This window comes from Pseudomonadota bacterium, assembly GCA_039033415.1.
Classification (GTDB): domain Bacteria; phylum Pseudomonadota; class Gammaproteobacteria; order Xanthomonadales; family SZUA-38; genus JANQOZ01.
In genome coordinates this window covers 186064-205685 of record JBCCCR010000006.1, presented here as the reverse complement: position 1 = coordinate 205685, position 19622 = coordinate 186064, and the positions used below count along the sequence as shown (strand labels likewise).

The following is a 19622-nucleotide window of genomic DNA, read 5'->3' as shown; positions in this document are numbered from 1 at the left end:
CTCTAGTGGAGCAACCCCAACGCCGCGTTGAGTTTGTCGGGTTCTGGTACCGGCTCGGGGCGTTGCTGTGGGATTTGCTGCTGACCGGCGTGCTTTCAGGGGTGCTGATCGCGATTCTGCTCGGAAAGAACGCGACCGAGCCGTGGGCGGCGACCATGACGACAGTTCTGCTCAACGGTGTCACTGTGTCGTACGTTGCGGCAGGCTGGCTGCTATATAGCCGCACGGTGGGCGGCTGGCTGTGTTCTCAGGAAATCGTCCGGCTAAAGGATGGCAGCCGCCCCCGCTGGTGGCAAATGCTCATCAGGCTGGTGCTGGCCATGGCGTTTCCGCCAGGCTGGCTGTGGCTGCTGTTTGATCGTCGCCGCCGGACCCTGGCGGATCTGGCGGCGGGCACCTGCGTTGTGGCGGATGGCTCCATGCGCGAGCTCTCGGGCGAGGAGCTGGTCGAACACCCGCAGGCCCTTCAGACGGTGGACTGGCGAAACCGTCGCGTCGCGCCGACCGAGCCATCGCCGAATCTCAGGTTTCCATCTGCTCGATAAATGAACGCGCCTCGCTGATCGACTCGTTCATGGCGCTAATGAGATCCTGCACGTCGCTTTCGATGCCGGTGAGCTGCGTCCGCAGCGAGGCCACCGCCCGGGCGTTGAGATTGTGCTTGAGAAACAGCACCTGATCGCGGAATCGGCTCAGCACCGGATCGATGCGCTGTTCCGCTGACTCCATGGCGCCGATCAGGCGCTGATAGCGGCGGCGCGTATCGCGAAGCGACTGTTCGCTTTGGCGACGCAGCGACGCGTCGGAGTATTGCTCCAGCTCTTCCTCCCACTCATCGAAGAGATCGCCGGCGACTTTGCGGACGGATTCCACGCGGTCGTGGACGTCCGCCGCTCGGGATTCGCTGCGCTCGAAGCTGTCGTTCAAATCTTCGTAGAGGTCTTCGAGATCACCGCCGTCAAAGGCCGTGACCGCAGAAAACTGTTCCAGCGCGTTGGCAAACTGTTCCTGCGCATCTTCCTGGCTTTCGAGTGCCTCATCGACTCGGTCGACCAGGATTTCGCGCTTGTGTACCCCAAAGGACTCTAGCGTGCCGTAGTAGGCGCTGGAGCAGGCGGACAGGGTAGCTAAAGCGGCCAGCGTGGCGGCGGCTAGCAGCAGCGGTCGTTTCATGGGGTGTCGCTCTGGGAAAAACGTCAGTTTAATGAATCGCGCTGGGCTGAACCACAGGTCAGCCCGCCCGCTACGCCGGTTTCTCCGGCCGCAGATGGACGAGGAGTCGCTGGGTACCGCCGGCGGTCAGAGCGTTTAGCGGCCAGCAGGTGACCAGAGTCAAAAGATCTGCCTCCGGGTTGAGCTGGATCGCCTGGTGCTCAAGGTCCACCACCTGACGGCTGAAAACGCGGTACCAACGTTGACCGCTCGGGTGCTCGAGCACCAGCTGATCGCCGGCCGCCAGCTTTCCGAGGAAAGCGAAATGGGTGTCCCGATGCGCGTTGACCACAACATGCCCCGGGGCGCCGGGCAGGGCGCTGGCGCCGACGTGATTCGGTCCAAACGCCATGGCTCGCGCGCTCGCGCTGGAGAGCACAATCTGGCTGACCCCGCCCGCGGGCCATCGAAGGCGCGCCACCGGATGTCCGTCCGCCCAGGGCCAGGGTGAGTGCAGGCCTCCGTCCGCTTCGGTCTTCGCCCACGCCTGCCCCAGCAGCCATTGAGCGACCTGGGCCTTGGCCGGGAGATATAGCCCCTGGGCCAGCAGCAGGAGGCCCCCGACGATGATGGTCCAACCGGCAAACCACCTGCCGGTTCGAGCCGGCTTCTGATGCTGCCGCACGACCATCAGGCGTCGTGCCGCAACCGCTGCACCACCGTGGCGCCGATGAGCAGCAGCATGAGGCCAAAGACCAGCCGCCCGGTTGCACCGGTTCCGCCGGCGGGCATCGTCAGGTTCAGGGCTGCCGACGGCAGTGGCGCCATCCGGCTGGTCGCCAAAGGCATCTCCGCCGGGCGCACGGGCGTTTTGTCTACGGCCACAAAACTGGTGTAGCGCGTGACCAGCCTATGGCTCAGGGCCGTTTTGAGCACGGCGTCCCGGATCGTAGCCGGGTCACCGCCCAGGGCGAGATCGTCCATCAGGGCTGCGACCCGGCTGCGGGCCCACAGCGTGGCGATGCCACGTCCCGGTTGGGCCTTCTTAAGATCCAGGTGCGCATTCCAGCTCGCCAGCGACGTGTCGCCGCATACCTCCGCGGCACCCTTGAGCTGCTCCGAACGGACGTGGACCATCAGCGGCTCTCCAAGATAGAGATCCGGGAGGCGGGTGGGGTACGTTTCGGCAAAGCCTGGCCAATCGAGGCAGAGATTGTTGAGGGCCGGATATTCGAGCCGACTCAGCAGGCGATCCATATTTTCTGCAACCTGTTCGGCACTCCCGATGAAGCTATAGCTGCCGCGTCCAAACTGCGCCGCCTTGCGCATAAAGTAGCTATTCGGGGCCGAACCGATCCCAACTGTGAAAAGGCGGCTATCCCCGAGCTTCTGCTCGATGAGGCTGAACAGCTCCCGCTCGTTGGCGACGCTGCCGTCGGTAATGAATACGACCTGCCGCAGAACACCTGGGTCGGGCTGGTTTTCCAGCGCCAGGTGCAAGGCAGCCCCGATATCGGTACCGCCGTCGGCTTCCAGGGCGTCAACAAACGCCAGCGCGCGGCCGATGTTGGCAGTGGTGGCGGCGACAGAGCGCGGAAATAGCTGTCGGGCCTCGCTGTCGAAGTCGATCACGTTGAGGCGGTCGCTATCGGTCAGAGTGCCGAGCGCCATTTCGATCGAGGCCTTGGCCTGCGCCATCGAATCGCCAAACATCGAGCCGGACGAATCCAGGACAAAAATCAGCTCCCGGGGCTGCTGATGAAGGTACTCAGGCTGGGGCGGCATGATCATCAGCAGCGCGTAATCCTCCCCATCATGGTGTTCGCTGAATAGAGCCGTTTGGGGGCCAGCTTTCAGCAGCGGCTCCCACACGAGCTCAAAGTCCCGGTCAGCCGCCACCGCCAGCTCGCTAAGGCCCAGCCGATAGCTGGAGCCCCGCTGCTCGATCTCTACATCGTGGTAAAGACTCTGCAGTCGGCTCAGCTCGAAGCCAGGCATGAGGTGAATTTGTAGTGTCGTCGGGTTCACCTCCGGCCGCACCGGGGTTACCTCTGAGCCAGGGGCGCGAGGGTCGAAGCGCGGCGTCACCGCCATGGGAAAGCGCAGGCGAAACTGCCCGGCGTTCCATTCGAGCGGCTGCACGTAAGCGATTTCCACCTCAATTTCCTCGCCGGGGCCGAGGTTGGCCACCCGGGAGGTGAACAGGTTGGGGCGGTTCTGGTCGAGCAGTGACGCTCGGCGACCCGACTGCACCGCCTCGCGGTAGGTTGCCTGCGCCTGAGCCTTCTCCTGAATCTCCCCGACAATCAGCCGATCGCCAATGCGCATCTGCATGGCGTTGACCGCGGCGTCGTCCGGGAGCGGAAACAGGTAGACGGCCTCCGCAAACTGACCGCTGTTGTTGCGAAAGCGCTGCACCACCGTCACCTCGGCAACCATGCCCGAAATCTCCATCGTCACGTCGGTGCTCAGCTGCGGGCCGGGCACCATTTCTCCCGGCTCACCCGTGGTGAGCATCAGCGAGCCGCTGCTGACCTCGCCAAACGGGTCGCCGATCGGATCAGCGGCAGCCCGCAGGCTCAGCGCGAGACCAAAGCCGAGCGCCAGGCACAACAGCACCCAGTCCTTGTGGGTCAGGCGGCGCAGCCAGCGCCACGGTCGTGAGTTCATCAGCTTCTTACTCCTATGATCAGCGGCGAAACCTCCGGTCCTTTGTGATGCCCCGTCCCTGGGGCGAGGCGTCTTCCTGACACCAGCGGGAGGTCTTGAGGAGCTGCCATCAAAACACCGGGTGGGGGCAGGCTCGGGCAGCGGCTGTGGACTAGCTGTGGCCATTTGTGGCATTTGTGTGGCGTCGAACCGATTGCCGCGACCGGCTTGGGAAGTTTCAGTACGATGAACATCAGCTTCAGGGATGATCAGCGGGAGGAATGTCTATGAGCCGGAAAATTGCCATCGTCGAGGATGACGCGGCCATTCGGGAAAACTACGTCAGCGCCTTCAGCCGCTACGGCTACGAGTGTGAGGGCTTTCGCGACCGCGCCAGCGCGCTTGCGGGCTTTCTTAATCGCTTGCCCGATCTGGTGATCATCGATATCGGTTTGGGAAGCGAGCCGGAGGGGGGCTTTGAGCTGTGCCGCGAGCTGCGCGGTCGCTCCCGCTCGCTGCCCATTATTTTTCTGACCGCCCGGGACAGCGATCTCGACGTCATTTCAGGGCTCAGGCTGGGAGCTGATGACTATCTGACCAAAGATATCAGCCTGCAGCATCTGCTGGCCCGGGTCGTGGCGCTGTTTCGCCGCATCGAGGCGCTGCGCTCTCCGGATCCCGAATCCTCGCAGGTGATCCAGGGCGATCTGAAGCTGGCGCTGGAAAGGATGGCGGCGCTGTGGAAAGACGCGCCGGTCCCGCTGACGGTCACCGAGTTTTGGATGGTGCATACGTTGGCCCGTTTCCCCGGCCACGTGAAATCCCGCGATCAGCTCATGGACGATGCGAACGTCGTTGTTGATGCGTCCACCATCACCTCGCACATCAAGCGTATTCGCAAGAAGTTTGTGGCGGTCGATCCGTCGTTTGACTGGATTGATACGGTACACGGGGCCGGTTACCGCTGGCGCGCGGGGCCCGAATAGCGGCGCTGACGGGCACACGGGTCAGGGGTCCATTCGGTTGACGCGCGTTCCTAATGATCTAAGGTCTCAGCACACTACCGTTTCGGAATTTAACTAGGCAATGACGCTGCGCCGACAGCTACTGGTTTTCTGCCTCGTGCTGGCGGCGCTGCCGGTTGCGGCCTGGCAGAGCGCGCGTCAGGTGGAGACTTTTTTGCGTGAGGCCCGAGGCGAAGCTCATCTGGCCACCGCGAGAGCCATTGCGGCGGGCCTCGATCAGGCGTTGCTGCCGAGCTTTAGCCCGGATGACCTGTACGTCAATCGCGTCGATCAGCCCCTGCAGGTGGACGGTTACGACGACGAATGGCAGCTGTGGAACCGCGACAGTCAGATATTCGACGGTCGTCGGGATCGATTTTCCCTCTCGCTCAGACTCGCCGCGTGGCGCCGGGAGCTGTACGCGCTGATCGAGGTGCGGGACAGCAGCCGCCAGCGCGCTTCGGAGCAGGCCGGGTCTTACCTGCCAGGCGATCACCTGCAGCTCGAAGTTCGCGACGTGCGAGGCTTCACCCGCTATCGTCTGCTGCCGAGCGTGCCTGGATCGCTGTCGCTGCTGCCGGTGGGTGTCAGCACCAACCAGCTGCCGCCACCGGTCGCCGGCAGCTGGCGGGAACTCGACGAGGGGTATCGCGTGGAGCTCGTCCTGCCGCGCGCGCTGCTGGGCGCAGGACTGGATCTGACGGCGATCGACACGGGTGAGGGTGTCGGCGAGCCGCAGCTGCTGTCGTTGGCTGAAGCCGGGGGAAGTGCTCCCCTGATCGACCTCGATCAGGGGTTGAGCGATCAGCTTGCGACATTGACCCGCTCCGGCAATCGGTCCTGGATCCTGCATCCCGGCGGCTGGGTATTGGCGTCAGCCGGCGAGCTGGTTGGCATGGCGGAAAATCCGCCCGGGGGCTGGCAGCAGGTGGCTTATCGTCTGCTGGCAGGCGATACGTTGGAGCGAACTCGCTCGCGCACCGCCGGCGTGGATCTGAGGCTGCGCGGAGCGGAAATCGACGCCGCTCGCCGCGGCGGCGAGCGAGTCTCCTGGCGCCGGGTTTCAGCGGCCAGCGTCGAAGCCGCGGCAGCCGTACCGCTGGGAGACGCCGGCGCGGTGCTGCTGCTGGAGCTGCCCGCTGACCCGCTGCTGCTGGCGACCAACCGGAGCGCGCTGCGTCTGCTCGGCCTGACGCTGCTGGTAGTCACGGTCGTGGTCCTTGGGCTCCTCGCGCACAGCACCTGGCTGTCGCTGCGCATTCGGCGTCTGCGAGATGCCTCGGAGCAGGCCCTGAGCCGCTTGGGTGAGGGGGAAGACGCTGCGCTGCCAGGATCCTCTGACGGCGATGAGATCGGCGATCTCGCGCGTAGCTTCTCCGGGCTGTTCGGCGAGCTGAGAAGTTACAACCAGTATCTCAAGTCGCTGGCGAGCAAGCTGTCGCATGAGCTCAACACGCCGCTGGCCGTCGTGCGTTCATCGCTGGAAAACCTTCGCCACGAGTCGATGTCCGAAGAGGCGCTCGCGTTTGCCTCCCGGGCTGACGAGGGGGCCAGCCGGCTGCGAAAAATCCTCAGCGCCATGAGCGAAGCGACGCGCCTGGAACACAGTCTTGAACAAACCGAGGTGGTCGATTTTGACCTCTGCGACGTAGTTTCAGGCTGTGTTGCTGGCTACCGAAATGTCTATCCCGAGCCGCGCTGGGAGGTCGACCTGCCGGCGGCGGCACCCATGACCGGCGCGCCGGAGCTGCTGGCGCAAATGCTGGACAAGCTGGCGGACAACGCGGTCGGGTTTTGTCCCGCAGGCGGTGCCATCAAGCTCAAGGTTACAGCGCTGCGGCGAGGCTGGCGGCTGGTGTTCGGCAACGACGGTCCGCTGCTGCCGGAGGCCATGCAGGTGCAGATTTTTGAATCGCTGGTGTCGGCACGATCCGACGAAGACGAACAGGTTCATCTCGGCCTGGGGCTGCATATCGTGCGACTGATCGTGCGCGCCCATGGCGGCCGGGTGGTGGCCAGAAACCGGGCAGACGGCAGCGGGGTTGAGTTTGTGATGACCCTGGCCAGCCGACGTCGTAAGCTCCAACCCTAGGGCCCGGCAGACGCTACAATGCCGGCCCAAAACCGCACCGTTCGGTAGCGGCCCAAAGTTCTGAGAAGGAGCAAGATCCATGGACGCGGCAGCATTCGCTGACCTCGCAAAGCAGGGCTTCAACCGGATTCCGGTCTACCGACAGGTGCTGTCGGATCTGGATACGCCGCTCAGCGTCTATCGCAAGCTGGCGGACGGCCCCTATGCCTACTTGTTCGAGTCGGTCCAGGGTGGCGAGCAGTGGTCGCGCTACTCCATGATTGGACTTCCCGCCAAAACCGTCTATCACGTCCGCGGCAACGAGCTGACCCGCGAGGAGTATGGTGAGGTGGTCGAGAGGCGAGAGGTGGCTGATCCGCTGGCTGCGGTGGCGGAGCTACAGGAGCAGTTCCGGGTACCTGAGTTGGATGGGTTGCCGGCATTCTGCGGCGGGCTTGTCGGCTATTTTGCGTACGAGTGTGTTCGCTACATCGAGCCGAGACTGGCCAGCCGGACGCTCGATGACGAGCTGGGGACACCCGAAATCACCCTGATGCTGTCGGAGGAGGTGGCGGTCTTCGACAACTTGCACGGGCGTCTGTTTCTGATCGCCTGTGCGGATCCCGGGCAGCGCGGAGACCTGGCGCGGGTGGAGCGGCGGCTGGATCAGCTGGTGCATCGTCTGCGTCACAGCGGGGCAGGGTATCCGGAAACCAGCGGGGCTCAAGCGCTTTCCGAGGCAGACTTCCGGTCGGGTTTCACGCGCAGCGAGTTCGTCGAAGCGGTGGCGCGGTGCAAAGAATACATCGCCGCCGGAGACATTATGCAGGTGGTGTTGTCCCAGCGGCTCAGCGTTCCCTTTAGCACCAGTCCGGTCAACGTCTACCGGGCGCTTCGCTCGCTGAACCCTTCGCCATACATGTTCCTGCTGAACCTCGACGACACCCACGTTGTGGGTTCGTCCCCGGAAGTGATGACGCGCTTAGAGGCCGGCCAGATCATGGTCCGGCCGATTGCCGGTACCCGCCCTCGGGGCGCAACGCCCGCGGCCGACCAGGCCCTGGAACAGGAGCTGCTCAACGACCCGAAAGAGCTGGCTGAGCACCTCATGCTGATCGACCTTGGGCGCAACGATGTCGGTCGGGTCTCGCAGACCGGCAGCGTCGAGCTGGCTGAGCAGATGGTGATCGAGCGCTACTCTCACGTCATGCACATCGTGTCGGAGGTGCGTGGCCGGCTGGCGCCTGAGCTCGGCCCGCTGGACGCGCTGCGCGCCACCTTTCCGGCTGGGACCCTGTCGGGCGCTCCCAAGGTGCGCGCCATGGAGATCATCGCTGAGCTGGAGCCGGTGCGTCGGAATATCTATGCCGGTGCCGTGGGGTATATCGGCTGGTGGGGCGAGATGGATACCGCCATCGCGATCCGCACCGCCGTTATCCGCGAAGGTCAGCTGCACGTGCAGGTGGGGGCGGGCATCGTGGCCGACTCCGATCCCGCCATGGAGTGGGAGGAAACCATGAACAAAGGTCGGGCACTTTTCAAAGCCGTGGCCCAGGCTGCCGAAGGGCTTTAGCGGCAAGACGTCTGGCGGCGTTTTGCTAAAGTTTGCTGCACAACCTGCCGATATTCTTCCCATCGAGGCCTGCGGCGATGCCGCTGGCTGGCCCTCAAACCCGCGTGACCGAGAGCCTGCATGGAACCATCCAAACCCGGTGTGTCGTCCGGATCCATCACAACGCCGCTGCATCTGCTGCTGGCCGCCCATCCCGAATCGGACAGCGACGCGCTGGAACACTGTCTACACCAGGCCGGTCTCAAGGTCAGGCTGAGCCGTTGCGATCGCCCCGCAAAACTGGCGGAGCAGCTGGAGGGAGCGGCGGTAGACCTTGTCCTGCTGCACGCGAGGTTTGCCGGACGCGAGACGCTCGCTGAAGTCAGCGACCTGCTGCGCCAACCGCTGAACCAGCGTCCGCCCGTGTTGCTCCTGACACACGCGCGTGATCTCGCCGGCGCACGGCAGGCGATCAGTCTCGGCGCCCAGGGCTTTGTGGCGAGCGACCTGATGAGCCCGGCAACGTTGCGGGCGTCAATCGATGTTGCGCTGGCACAGTCGACCCAGGCCCATGTGGCGGCAGGGCAGCAGCGGGCGCTGTGGCGCCAGTCCATGCAGGATGGGCTGACCGGGCTGGCCAACCGGCAGCTGCTACAGGATCGGCTGGGTCAGGAGCTTCGGCTCGCGCAGCGTAGCGATCGCACTTTCGCCGTCGTGACGCTGGATCTGGATCGGTTCAGCCTGATCAACGACAGCTGCGGCCAGCTTGCCGGGGACCAGGTGCTGCGAGAGGTTGCGAGCCGCTTGACCGAATCCCTGCGCCGTTCCGACACTCTGGCGCGCCTCGGCGGTGATCAGTTCTGCGCCCTGCTGCCGGCCATCGGTGGGCCGCTGCACGCAACTCGGCTGGCGGAGAAGCTGCGCCGCAGTCTACTGCGGCCGTACCAGGTCGACGGCTACCTCGCCGACCCAGGAGTATCGCTTGGGATTGCGCTCCACCCCCAGCATGGTGACAGCGTCAGCAACATACTGCGGCGGTCCGAACTGGCGATGTTTGCCGCCAAACGCCGCGGTGGCGGAATCGTCATCTATGCGGACCGCGAGCCGGTATCCCGCCCGGACCCCGCGGACGTGGAGCGGGCGCTGGCGCAGGCGTTGCGCGGCGGATCTCTGGCTCCCGAGATCTGGGTCCGGCCCCAGCTTTGTCTGGACTCCGGAAGCTGTGTCGGGGCTGAGGCATTCGTCCGCTGGCGTCAGCCCGGCTTCAGCGTCATGCATCCGCAGGAGCTGTTTCGAACCGCGGAGAAGGCGGAGCTCATCCGGCCGCTAACCGAGCTGATGTTCGATCGGACGTTAGCCTACCTAGCGCGACGTGAGACCCCGGGGCCCGCGCTGACCTTGAGTCCGCCGCCACAGCTTCTGGCGGAGCCGGAACTGGTCGACGTGATCGCTGCGCGCCTGGCGGCCAGCGGCATCGATCGAAGCGAGCTGCTGCTGGACTTCGACGAGGCTTCAGCCATCGCCCACGGCGGAGCGGCCAACCCGGTCCTGCGTCGACTTGTCGGGCTCGGCCTGAAAATCAGCGTCAGCGGCATCGGTGGGGCGCTCAGCTCGCTCAAGTTCCTGCGTGACTTTCCGCTCGCCGAGCTGCGGATTCATCGCGATTTTGTCAGCCGTATGGTGCAGCAGCGGCCTGACGCCCGGCTTTGCGGGGCGCTGATCCACCTCGCCGAGTGTCTGGATATCCGGGCCGTCGCGTGCGGGATCACGGACGCCAAGACCAGCCGGCGCCTCCAGGAGCTGGGCTGCCGCTTCGGTGTCGGGCCCGCAATCAGTCGGGAGATGGCGCTGGAAGACTTCGACACTTGGCGCACGGAGCTGCAGGTTTTGCCCCTGGCGCGGCGTTTCCGTCGATGTGGCGCCGAGATCGCCAGAAACTCCGGTTCGAAGGTCGGGTAGCACCGGTTCCGGGGACCTGCGGCATCGGGCATAATCCGCCCCATGCTGCTGATGATCGACAACTACGACTCCTTTACCTACAACCTCGTCCAGTATTTCGGGGAGCTAGGGGCTGAAGTGCATACCGTGCGCAATGATCAGCTGACGCTGGAGGATATCGAATCGCTTGCGCCCGAGCGGATTGTACTGTCGCCGGGGCCCTGTACGCCGGACCAGGCCGGAATTTCCAACGACGTAGTGCGGCGCTACGCCGGGCGGGTGCCGCTGCTGGGTGTGTGCCTTGGGCATCAGTGTATCGGTCAGGTCTACGGCGGTAGAGTTGTGCGGGCATCCCGCGTGATGCACGGCAAAACGTCGTGGATTCATCACGCTGACCAGGGGGTTTTTGCCGGTCTGCCCAATCCGTTTGAGGCAACCCGCTACCATTCGCTGATCGTCCAGCCCGACAGCGTACCGGACTGCCTGAGCGTCACGGCCTGGACCGAGAACGACAGCGGTAAGCGGCAGGAGATCATGGGATTGGCCCATCGAGATCTCCCCGTGCAGGGCGTGCAGTTTCATCCCGAGTCGATCCTGACCCGCTGCGGCCATGATTTGCTGGCCAACTTCCTAAGAACCGAGGTGACCGCTGATGCGTGAGCTGCTGGACAAGGTTGCCAGTCGCGAGGACCTGAGCGAAGCCGAAATGGCGGCGGCCATGAATCAGATCATGAACGGCGAAGCCACCCAGGCTCAGATGGGTGCGCTGCTGCTCGCGCTGCGAACGAAAGGTGAAACCGTCGAGGAGCTGGCTGCAGCCGCCAGCGTGATGCGGCAGCGCGCGACGCGGGTGCAAGCCTCCCGCGAGCCGCTGATCGACACCTGCGGTACCGGGGGAGATGGGGTTGGCACGTTCAACGTATCTACCGCGTGCGCCTTTGCCGCAGCGGCAGCCGGGGCGGGTGTTGCCAAACACGGGAACCGCTCGGTCTCCAGCCAATCCGGCAGCGCCGACGTGCTCGAAGCAGCGGGCGTAAACCTGGATTTGAGCGCGGACGCCGTCGGGCAGTGCATCGACGAAATCGGCGTCGGTTTTATGTTTGCGCCGGCTCACCACGGCGCGACCCGCTTTGCGGTGCCGGTGCGCCGGGAGCTTGGCGTGCGCACGCTGTTCAACCTGCTTGGCCCCATGACCAATCCCGCTTTTGTCCGGCGCCAGGTGATGGGGGTGTACTCACCCCGTTGGGTTGAGCCGGTAGCCCGCGTGTTGGCCAAGCTCGGGGCGGAGCACGTGATGGTGGTCCACGCTGACGACGGGCTGGACGAGATCAGCCCGGCGGCGCCGACGCAGGTTGCTGAATACAGGGACGGTGAGCTCACGCTCTGGACCATCGATCCAAATGACCACGGCATTGCGGTGGACTTAGCGGCGATCGCCGCCGATAGCCCCGAGCGCAGCCTTGAGCTGCTGCGCGACTCGCTGACCCGAAGCCTCGGGCCCGCGGCCGCGGTGGTGGCGCTCAACGCAGGCGCCGCAATCTACGTGGCGGGCCTCGCTGAGTCGTTTGCCGATGGTGTGGCTGCGGCCCGGCAGGTGCAGAACGAAGGTTCGGGCTGGGAGCGCCTGCAGGCGTTGGCCGCCCTGTCCTCGAAGCTGGCAGCGAGTGCCGCGGAGTCAGACCCGGTGGAGCCGTCAGTGGGCGGGAGTGACTCGACTGATGGCTGAGGACATCCTCGCGCGCATTCTTCGGCGCAAGGCGCAGGAGGTCACCGAGCGCGCGGCAGCCATCTCCCTTCGGGAACTCAGTCAGCGGGTTGAAGACTGCCCGCCGCCGCGCGGGTTTGCCGATGCGCTGGTTCGCCGCAGCGAAGCGGGTCAGCCGGGCGTCATCGCGGAGATCAAAAAAGCCTCGCCGAGCAAAGGGCTCATCCGCGAGGATTTCGACCCTGCTGCCCTGGCCCAAAGCTACGCGGCTGGCGGCGCAGCCTGCCTGTCGGTGCTCACCGACGAAGACTTCTTCCAGGGCCACGACCGTTTCCTTCAGGAGGCGCGAGAGGCCTGTGACCTGCCGGTGCTGCGCAAAGACTTTGTGCTCGATACCTATCAGGTTTATGAGTCGCGGGTTCTCGGAGCCGACTGCATCTTGCTGATTGTGGCGGCGCTGGGTGACGCGGCGCTGATGGAGCTCTCGGTGCTCGCCGCGGAGCTGGGCCTCGACGTGCTTGTGGAAGTGCATGACGGGGAAGAGCTGGAGCGGGCGCTCCAGCTGCCGTGCGGACTGATCGGCGTCAACAATCGGAATCTGCGCACCTTTGAAACAACGCTGGAGACCACCTTCAGCCTCCTGCCCAGGATTCCGGAAGGTCGGCTGCTCGTCACCGAAAGCGGCATTGCTGATCGAGATGACGTTCGCCGGCTGAAGGATGCCGGCGTCGGCGCGTTTCTCATCGGCGAGACGCTTATGCGGGCCGCTGATCCCGGCGAGAAGCTGAGAAGCCTGTTCAGCTGAACGCGGCGGTCAGACCTCGCCGAGGCCGGTCAGCACCACAATTGTCTTGCCGCTGACGTTGATCATGCCTTCCTCTTCCAGCCCCTTGAGGACCCGGCCGGCCATCTCTCGGGAGCAGCCGACGATACGGCTGATTTCCTGGCGTGAGACTTTGATCTGCATGCCGTCCGGGTGCGTCATGGCGTCGGGTTCCAGCGTCAGATCCATGAGCGTCCGCGCCACGCGGCCCTGCACATCCATAAACGCCAGGCGTCGAACTTTACGGGAGGTATGCAAAAGCCTGTCGGTCAGCTGCCGACCGATCGCGTACAGAATGTGCGGACAGTCCTGCGCGAGCTCACTCTTAAAGAGCTGACCCAGCTTGCCGTAGCTGATCTGCGCGAGTTCGCAGGGTGTCCGGGTCCGAACCATCACCTCTCGACGTTCCGGCTCCATGTAGAGACCCATCTCGCCGATGAAGTTGCCGGGATTCAGGTACGCGAGGATCAGCTCATGACCCTCCTCGTCCTCGACGCTGACGGTGACCGAACCTTCGATCACATAGTACAGCGTGTCGGCCATGTCCCCGGGCCGAATAATGGGTGTTTTGTTGGGATATTTCCGACGGTGGCAGCTCGCCAGAAAACGTTCGATGGAAGTATCGTCGAATTCAAAGAATCCTTCGTTATAACTCTTGCGGTCCAAATGTTGCGCCCCTTGGATGATCTGGCATACCCCTGCCGTCACAAGCATTCTAGCGGCCGACCGTTAAAAAATTGTGGTCCGCCCGCTGGCCTACGTCGCTGTTTTTGTTGCTTTAACGCAGCGGCCAACCATGCCTGTGAGTCGCATCTTCCCCACGCGGTCAATTTTTGCGTAAATAGTTCCGGCGTGCAAACGGATGCTCATCGAGGTCCCCCGAAACCTGCTTTGCTAGGCGCAGCGATTGATCCATAATCGGCCTCCGTCGCGGCGGACCCGCGCCGCAGTTTGCTCGGAGGTTACCTGGCGGTATGCCCATGCTCTTAAGGTCGGTACGACGGTGATCAAGCCTTTACCTCGCCTGCGTCTACACGGCTTCAACAACCTGACCAAGTCGCTCAGCTTCAACATCTACGACGTGTGTCTCGCTGCTGACCCAAAGCAGCGGGCGGCTTACATCGAGTACATCAACGAGACCTACAACGCGCAGCGGCTCACCGATATATTGACCGAAGTAGCCGGGATCATCGGTGCCACCATTCTCAACGTTGCCCGTCAGGATTACGAGCCGCAGGGCGCCAGCGTCACGATGCTGATCTCCGAGGCGCCGATGGCTGGGGCCGGGACCGATACGGTCAGCGCACAACCGGGCCCGCTGCCCGAGTCAATTGTCACGCATTTGGACAAAAGCCATCTGACGGTGCACACCTATCCGGAGAGCAATCCCGCGAGCGAGATTGCCACGTTCCGTGCGGATATCGACGTCTCGACCTGCGGCGTGGTGTCCCCGCTGCGGGCGCTCAACTATCTGATTCACAGCTTTGAATCAGACGTGGTGGTGCTGGACTATCGAATCCGTGGAGTGACCCGAGATATCCGCGGGCGCAAACATTTCAAAGATCACAAGATCAATTCGATCCAGGATTTTCTGACGAAGGACACCAAGGCGACGTTCCAGATGCTGGACGTGAACGTGTACCAGGAGAATCTATTCCACACCAAGATGATGCTGGCAGACTTCGATCTGGATCGGTATCTGTTTGGCGTGACCTCAGCGGAGCTTGCGTCGGCTGACCGACGACGCTACGAGCGCCGGCTTCGGCGAGAGATTGCGGAGCTCTACTACGGCCGCAACATGTAGCGACCGGTATGCCGACCGGTCATCCGAGCGGCGCGAGTCGATAGAGATCGACCGGCGTTTCCCGGTAGCTTGTGCTGCACCAATAGGCAAAGCCGCACTTCTCCGCCACCCGGATTGAGGCGGAATTTTCCGGCGTGATCATGCACGCCGCTTCGGAGTCCGGGATCGATTGCGCGGCCCAGCTGATGGCCGCCTTCATCGCCTCGGTCGCCAGGCCGCGGCCGTGCGCCGCCCGGCGAAAAGCCCAGCCGGCTTCGAGGTAGGGCTGAAGGCTGGGTTCGATGGTTCGTTCGAAGTTGGAGAACCCCGCGTCGCCGAGGAACTCACCGGTCTGCCCGTCGCAGACCGCCCAGTAGCCGAAACCTCGCAGCGTCCAGTGCCCGGGCGTCCGGGCAAACTTCTGCCAGGCATCGTCGCGGCTGATGGGTTTGCCGGTGATGTGCTGCATAACCACCGGGTCGGCCTGCATCGCGGCGAACAGCTCGAAGTCCTCGAGGCGATAGCCTCGCAGCAGCAGACGCTCCGTCCGCAGTTCGGGGACCGACGGCGCGCTAAGGGGGCTTACAGGAAGCGCCGTCAAAACCGATAGGCCAACACTTTCATCACCGAGGCGGTGCCGGCCATGGCGGCGCGGATCCAGCCGGGCAGATCGGCGGCGCCGGCCTCGGCCGCTTCACGCCCGTGACGCGCTTCGTCTTCCATCATCTGGGTCACGATGGCTCGGCTGCGCTGGTCGCCGGCCGGCAGCTCGTCCAGGTGTTCCGCCAGGTGGGCTTCAACCTGGCGTTCAGTTTCGACGACAAAAGCCAGACTCCACTGATCACCGGCCAGGCCGGCGGCGGTCCCGAGCGCGAAGGAGCCCGCATACCAAAGGCCATTGAGGCGGCTAGGGCGGCTGTTGAGTTCCCGGAGGCGCGCGTCACACCAGGCGAGATGCCGAGTCTCTTCGGCCGCCGCTTCAAGCAGGTGTGCTGCAACTTCCGGCTTACGGGCCACCAGCGCCTGGCCTTCATAGAGGGCCTGGGCGCAGACCTCCCCGGTGTGGTTGATGCGCATCAGGCCGGACGCATGGCGACGGTCGGCGTCCTCCAGCGGTTGTTCTTCGACGCCGACCGCCGGTGAATCCTCGACGAGGGCCGGTCTGGCAAACGTGGTACGCAGCGCCCGATCGGCCTGATCGAGGAGACGATCCAGGCTGGAAAGACGCCGCAGAGGTAGGGTTGAGCTCGTCATCCCTGCATTGTAAACGAGCGTGCGACGCGCTGGACATTTGAGCGGCTTTTTTGCCCAATACGCCCGTTTTACCCCACACATTGGAGATGACTTATGAAACTTTCACGCCTTACTGTTCTCACCGTTCTGACGCTGAATCTGGCGCCCGCGCTGGCGCAGGACGAGCAGGGCTGGTCCGGCAAGGGTGGACTGGGGATCGTATCCCAGCGCGGCAACGCCGAAACGGAAACCGTCAATATCACGGGCGAACTGGTCAACAACATGAATCAGTGGCGTCATCTGCTGGGGCTCGCCGTCCTCAACAGCAGCGAGAACGACGTCGATACCGCCAACCGATTCGAAGTTTACGGACAAAGCGACTACAAGATCAGCGATACCAGCTACTGGTTTGGATCGGTCCGCTACGAGGACGACGACTTCAGCCAGTTTGAAAATCAGGCTACGCTGGCGCTGGGTTATGGACGTGAACTTTTCGACAACGATGTCCACCGACTCAACGGTGAAGTGGGTGTGGGTTATCGACGCGCTGAGCTGCGCGCTTCCGGCGAGACGTCAACCGATCCGGTCCTGCGCGGCAAGCTCGACTACGAGTGGGTGCTCAGCGATACCGCAACGTTGTCCAACAACTTTCTGGTTGAAGCCGGTTCCGACAACACGTTTGCTAAAAACATCACGGCCCTGACCGCAGATCTGGCGGGCAATTTTGGGCTCCAGCTGGCCTACGAGATTCGCCACAATACCGACGTGGATGACCCCGCAAACAACACCGACTTTCTGACGACGGTGAACCTGGTGTACAGCCTGGACTGACACCGACGGCTTGGCCGCAGCGGGGTTTGTTCGCCGGCCGGCGGCAAACCCCGCTAAGGTTATGATTACAAAAGGATTTTCTGTGGAAGTCCAGCATGTCGGCGCGCGTCTTGCATTGCCCCGTGGCTTGCAGTAGTATCCCCGCCCTTATGTCGATTGCCGGGATCTGGTCCCATGAAAACTTTTAGCGCGAAGGCGCACGAGGTCGAGCGCGACTGGTACCTCGTAGACGCTGACGGAAAAACCCTCGGACGGCTGGCCAGCGAGATCGCGCGGCGCCTCCGTGGAAAACACAAAGCCGAATACACCCCGCACGTGGACACGGGCGATTACATCGTTGTCGTCAACGCGGAAAAGATTGGTGTGACCGGCAACAAGCTTCAGGACAAGATGTACCACCGGCACACCGGCTACATCGGCAACCTGAAGTCGGCCAACCTGCAGACCGTGCTGGATCGTAGCCCCGAGCGGGTGATCGAAACTGCGGTTAAAGGCATGCTGCCGAAAAACCCGCTTGGGCGAGCGATGTTTCGAAAGCTGAAGGTCTACGCCGGTGCTGAGCACCCGCACACCGCCCAGCAGCCTCAGGCGCTGGAAATCTAACAGGATAATTTAAGCATGGCTTCAGAACAGTATTACGGCACGGGCCGGCGCAAATCTTCCGCTGCCCGCGTTTTTGTGCGGCCGGGTCGCGGTGCCATCATGGTCAACCGCAAGCCGCTGGATGAGTATTTCGGCCGCGAAACGGCCCGGATGATTGTGCGTCAGCCGCTCGATCTCACCGGCCTCACCGACCGCTTCGACATCAGCTGCACCGTCAGCGGCGGGGGCTCCAGCGGGCAAGCCGGCGCCATCCGAATGGGTCTGACCCGCGCTCTGATGGAGTATGACGAAACGCTGCGACCTGAGCTGCGCAAAGCCGGTTTTGTGACCCGCGACGCCCGCGAGGTTGAACGAAAGAAAGTGGGTCTGCACAAGGCTCGCAAGGCCACGCAGTACTCCAAGCGCTGATCCATTCAGTGCTCGGGAGTGTGCTCCCGGCTACCGTTTCAGAAAGCCCGCCTCGAGCGGGCTTTTTTTCTGCCCCGTTGATGTTCCCTCCAGGAATGTGCATAGTTATCAATCACCTGGGGGAACAATGTCAGTAGATAGTAAGACACTCGCGCGGCTCTATCCCATGGACACGCTAGCGGACGCTCATCTGGCGATGCTGGCGCAGCACGGTGAGGTGCGCGATTACACGCGGGATGAGACGCTTTTTCGTGAAGGAGACAACGACGGGGAAAGCCTCTTTCTGCTGTCGGGCTCGGTCAGCTGTCGGTATCCCGACGGCCGCGAACGGGAGCTTCACGCCGATTCGGATCGAACGCGGTACGCCATCGGCGACTTCCAGCCCCGACGCTTTACGGCCATCGTGTCCGGTGTCGGCGCCAGGGCGGTGGTCTTCGATCGGAATTTCCTCGAAAAAGTGGTGACCTGGGACCAGATCAGCCGCTCGTCCCAATTTACGCTCCCCGATGGTACCGCCGAGTCGGCCCGCTGGGTGTTCAAGATGCTCAACAGCCAGGCCCTGCTGCGTTTACCCGCGGGCAACATCGAGCGCATGTTTGAGCGCTTTGAGCTGATAACCGTGATGCCTGATCGCCTCGTGATCAAAGAGGGAGACGACGGCGACTATTTCTATGTCATCAAGAGTGGCGACTTTCAGGTGATCAAACAGATCGATGGCCGCGAGCAGGTGGTCGCAACGCTGAGCGAAGGAGACAGCTTCGGTGAAGACGCGCTGACCTCCAACGAGCCGCGCAACGCCAGCGTCAAGGCACGGACCGCCGGACAGCTCATGCGTCTGGGTAAGTCCGACTTCAGCGAGCTGCTGAAACATCCGGTGGTCGACTGGGTCTCAGCCGGACAGGCGTCAGCCCTGATCACCGGCGGTGCCGCGCTGCTGGACGTGCGGATGAAAGAAGAACATCAGCAGCGTCATCTCGCCGGCAGCGTCAACGCGCCGTTGTTTCGGCTGCGCGAGGAAATGGCGGGCAGCAACTCGGAAAGACCTTTTGTCGTTTACTGCGAAACCGGCGAACGCAGCGCGTCAGCGGCTTTTATCCTCAACAAGCTGGGTTTTCGCGTGTTCGCGCTGCGCGGGGGGCTGTCCAGCGTTTCCCGACAGCTCATCATGCGTCAGCAGCAGTCCGCCTAACGATCGGCCCACCAGGTGTAGGCGGTTAGCGAGTCCGGATGCCTTCCGGGGCCGCCACGATGATGGTGTCGGCCGGCCGCTGCGCAAACAGCCCTACCGTCACCACCCCGGCGAGCCCGTTGATGGTCTGTTCCAGGCCGACCGGGTCGACGATTCTCAGGTTGTGAACGTCCAGCAGCTGCTGTCCGTTGTCTGTCACCACACCTGTCCGATATTCCGGGCGCCCGCCCAGCGCCGTCAGCTCGCGGGCGACGTAGCTGCGGGCCATGGGAATCACCTCGACCGGCAGCGGGAAGCGTCCTAAGACATCAACTTCCTTGCTGGCGTCGACAATGCAGACGAACCGGTCGGCACATGCCGCGACCACTTTCTCCCGGGTCAGCGCGGCTCCGCCGCCTTTGATCAGGCGCTTGTGGGGGTCGACCTCGTCGGCGCCGTCAACGTACAGATCGAGGCCGCCGACGTCGTTCAGCTCGCTGACCTCGAAGCCCGCTGCTTGAAGCCGTTCAGTCGTCGCCTCGGAGCTTGAGCATACCGCGTCGAACGACATCCCGCTGTCGACCAGTGCGTCGATAAAGCAGTTGACCGTCGAACCCGTGCCAACGCCGAGCTTCATGCCGTTGCGAAGCTCGCTCAACGCCGCCTTTGCGGCTTCCTGTTTCAGTGCGGTGAGGTCCACCA

Annotated in this window: 20 protein-coding genes; 13 read left to right on the top strand and 7 right to left on the bottom strand. The window is 63.5% G+C overall.

What is annotated here, in order from left to right; all coding sequences use genetic code 11:
- Nucleotides 1-5 precede the first annotated feature (5 nt).
- A complete protein-coding gene (locus tag AAF358_06820; protein MEM7705246.1) occupies nt 6-545 on the top strand; it encodes an RDD family protein in 540 nt (179 codons plus the stop codon).
- Here the strand turns inward: AAF358_06820 and AAF358_06815 are convergent.
- The 3 genes from AAF358_06815 to AAF358_06805 all read right to left on the bottom strand — a co-directional run bounded on the left by AAF358_06815 (nt 523) and on the right by AAF358_06805 (nt 3822).
- On the bottom strand, nt 523-1173 hold the full coding sequence (locus tag AAF358_06815) for a DUF2959 domain-containing protein (GenBank protein MEM7705245.1): 651 nt from the start codon (nt 1171-1173) through the stop codon (nt 523-525). The two genes, AAF358_06820 and AAF358_06815, sit on opposite strands and share 23 nt — an antisense overlap.
- Nucleotides 1174-1243: 70 nt before the next feature.
- Entirely contained in the window at nt 1244-1843 is a 600-nt protein-coding gene (locus AAF358_06810) for a class GN sortase (GenBank protein ID MEM7705244.1), read from the bottom strand.
- Nucleotides 1843-3822 carry a VIT domain-containing protein gene (locus tag AAF358_06805; GenBank protein MEM7705243.1) on the bottom strand — a complete coding sequence of 660 codons (1980 nt, stop codon included), beginning with the start codon at nt 3820-3822 and terminating at the stop codon, nt 1843-1845. Before AAF358_06805 ends, AAF358_06810 begins: the two co-directional genes overlap by 1 nt.
- Before the next feature lie 266 nt (nt 3823-4088).
- On the opposite strand from AAF358_06805, the gene pdsR reads away from it, so the two are divergent.
- The 7 genes from pdsR to trpC all read left to right on the top strand — a co-directional run bounded on the left by pdsR (nt 4089) and on the right by trpC (nt 12876).
- On the top strand, nt 4089-4787 hold the full coding sequence (gene pdsR, locus AAF358_06800; protein ID MEM7705242.1) for a proteobacterial dedicated sortase system response regulator: 699 nt from the start codon (nt 4089-4091) through the stop codon (nt 4785-4787).
- Nucleotides 4788-4887: 100 nt separating this feature from the next.
- Nucleotides 4888-6897, top strand: a complete 2010-nt coding sequence (locus tag AAF358_06795; protein MEM7705241.1) for an ATP-binding protein — start codon at nt 4888-4890, stop codon at nt 6895-6897.
- Between the two features lie 79 nt (nt 6898-6976).
- Nucleotides 6977-8449, top strand: coding sequence for an anthranilate synthase component I (gene trpE / locus AAF358_06790; protein MEM7705240.1), 1473 nt, complete (start codon nt 6977-6979; stop codon nt 8447-8449).
- 120 nt (nt 8450-8569) lie between these two features.
- A complete protein-coding gene (locus tag AAF358_06785; protein MEM7705239.1) occupies nt 8570-10387 on the top strand; it encodes an EAL domain-containing protein in 1818 nt (605 codons plus the stop codon).
- Nucleotides 10388-10429: 42 nt separating this feature from the next.
- Entirely contained in the window at nt 10430-11026 is a 597-nt protein-coding gene (locus AAF358_06780) for an aminodeoxychorismate/anthranilate synthase component II (GenBank protein ID MEM7705238.1), read from the top strand.
- Nucleotides 11019-12092 (top strand): anthranilate phosphoribosyltransferase, encoded by a 1074-nt coding sequence (gene trpD / locus AAF358_06775; GenBank protein MEM7705237.1) that lies wholly within the window; start codon nt 11019-11021, stop codon nt 12090-12092. Before AAF358_06780 ends, trpD begins: the two co-directional genes overlap by 8 nt.
- Complete coding sequence (gene trpC / locus AAF358_06770) at nt 12085-12876, top strand: indole-3-glycerol phosphate synthase TrpC (GenBank protein ID MEM7705236.1); 792 nt, start codon at nt 12085-12087, stop codon at nt 12874-12876. Before trpD ends, trpC begins: the two co-directional genes overlap by 8 nt.
- A 9-nt stretch (nt 12877-12885) precedes the next feature.
- Here trpC and crp read toward each other — a convergent pair whose 3' ends face one another.
- On the bottom strand, nt 12886-13560 hold the full coding sequence (gene crp / locus AAF358_06765) for a cAMP-activated global transcriptional regulator CRP (GenBank protein ID MEM7705235.1): 675 nt from the start codon (nt 13558-13560) through the stop codon (nt 12886-12888).
- 337 nt (nt 13561-13897) lie between these two features.
- Here crp and speD point away from each other — a divergent pair, with 337 nt between their 5' ends.
- The gene (gene speD, locus AAF358_06760) at nt 13898-14698 is read left to right on the top strand and encodes an adenosylmethionine decarboxylase (protein MEM7705234.1); all 801 of its coding nucleotides are present in this window, start codon (nt 13898-13900) and stop codon (nt 14696-14698) included.
- 19 nt (nt 14699-14717) lie between these two features.
- Here speD and AAF358_06755 read toward each other — a convergent pair whose 3' ends face one another.
- Together AAF358_06755 and coq7 are read right to left on the bottom strand one after the other, a co-directional pair.
- A complete protein-coding gene (locus tag AAF358_06755) occupies nt 14718-15278 on the bottom strand; it encodes a GNAT family N-acetyltransferase (GenBank protein ID MEM7705233.1) in 561 nt (186 codons plus the stop codon).
- Nucleotides 15275-15931 carry a 2-polyprenyl-3-methyl-6-methoxy-1,4-benzoquinone monooxygenase gene (gene coq7, locus AAF358_06750; protein ID MEM7705232.1) on the bottom strand — a complete coding sequence of 219 codons (657 nt, stop codon included), beginning with the start codon at nt 15929-15931 and terminating at the stop codon, nt 15275-15277. Before coq7 ends, AAF358_06755 begins: the two co-directional genes overlap by 4 nt.
- A 93-nt stretch (nt 15932-16024) precedes the next feature.
- On the opposite strand from coq7, the gene AAF358_06745 reads away from it, so the two are divergent.
- The 4 genes from AAF358_06745 to AAF358_06730 all read left to right on the top strand — a co-directional run bounded on the left by AAF358_06745 (nt 16025) and on the right by AAF358_06730 (nt 18941).
- Nucleotides 16025-16741: a DUF481 domain-containing protein gene (locus AAF358_06745; GenBank protein ID MEM7705231.1), complete on the top strand. Its 717-nt coding sequence runs from the start codon at nt 16025-16027 to the stop codon at nt 16739-16741.
- A gap of 174 nt (nt 16742-16915) precedes the next feature.
- Nucleotides 16916-17344, top strand: a complete 429-nt coding sequence (gene rplM, locus AAF358_06740; GenBank protein ID MEM7705230.1) for a 50S ribosomal protein L13 — start codon at nt 16916-16918, stop codon at nt 17342-17344.
- Between the two features lie 15 nt (nt 17345-17359).
- Entirely contained in the window at nt 17360-17752 is a 393-nt protein-coding gene (rpsI, locus tag AAF358_06735) for a 30S ribosomal protein S9 (protein MEM7705229.1), read from the top strand.
- Between the two features lie 127 nt (nt 17753-17879).
- Nucleotides 17880-18941 (top strand): cyclic nucleotide-binding domain-containing protein, encoded by a 1062-nt coding sequence (locus AAF358_06730; GenBank protein MEM7705228.1) that lies wholly within the window; start codon nt 17880-17882, stop codon nt 18939-18941.
- 25 nt (nt 18942-18966) lie between these two features.
- Here AAF358_06730 and rpiA read toward each other — a convergent pair whose 3' ends face one another.
- Nucleotides 18967-19620, bottom strand: coding sequence for a ribose-5-phosphate isomerase RpiA (gene rpiA / locus AAF358_06725; GenBank protein ID MEM7705227.1), 654 nt, complete (start codon nt 19618-19620; stop codon nt 18967-18969).
- Between the last annotated feature and the right edge of the window lie 2 nt (nt 19621-19622).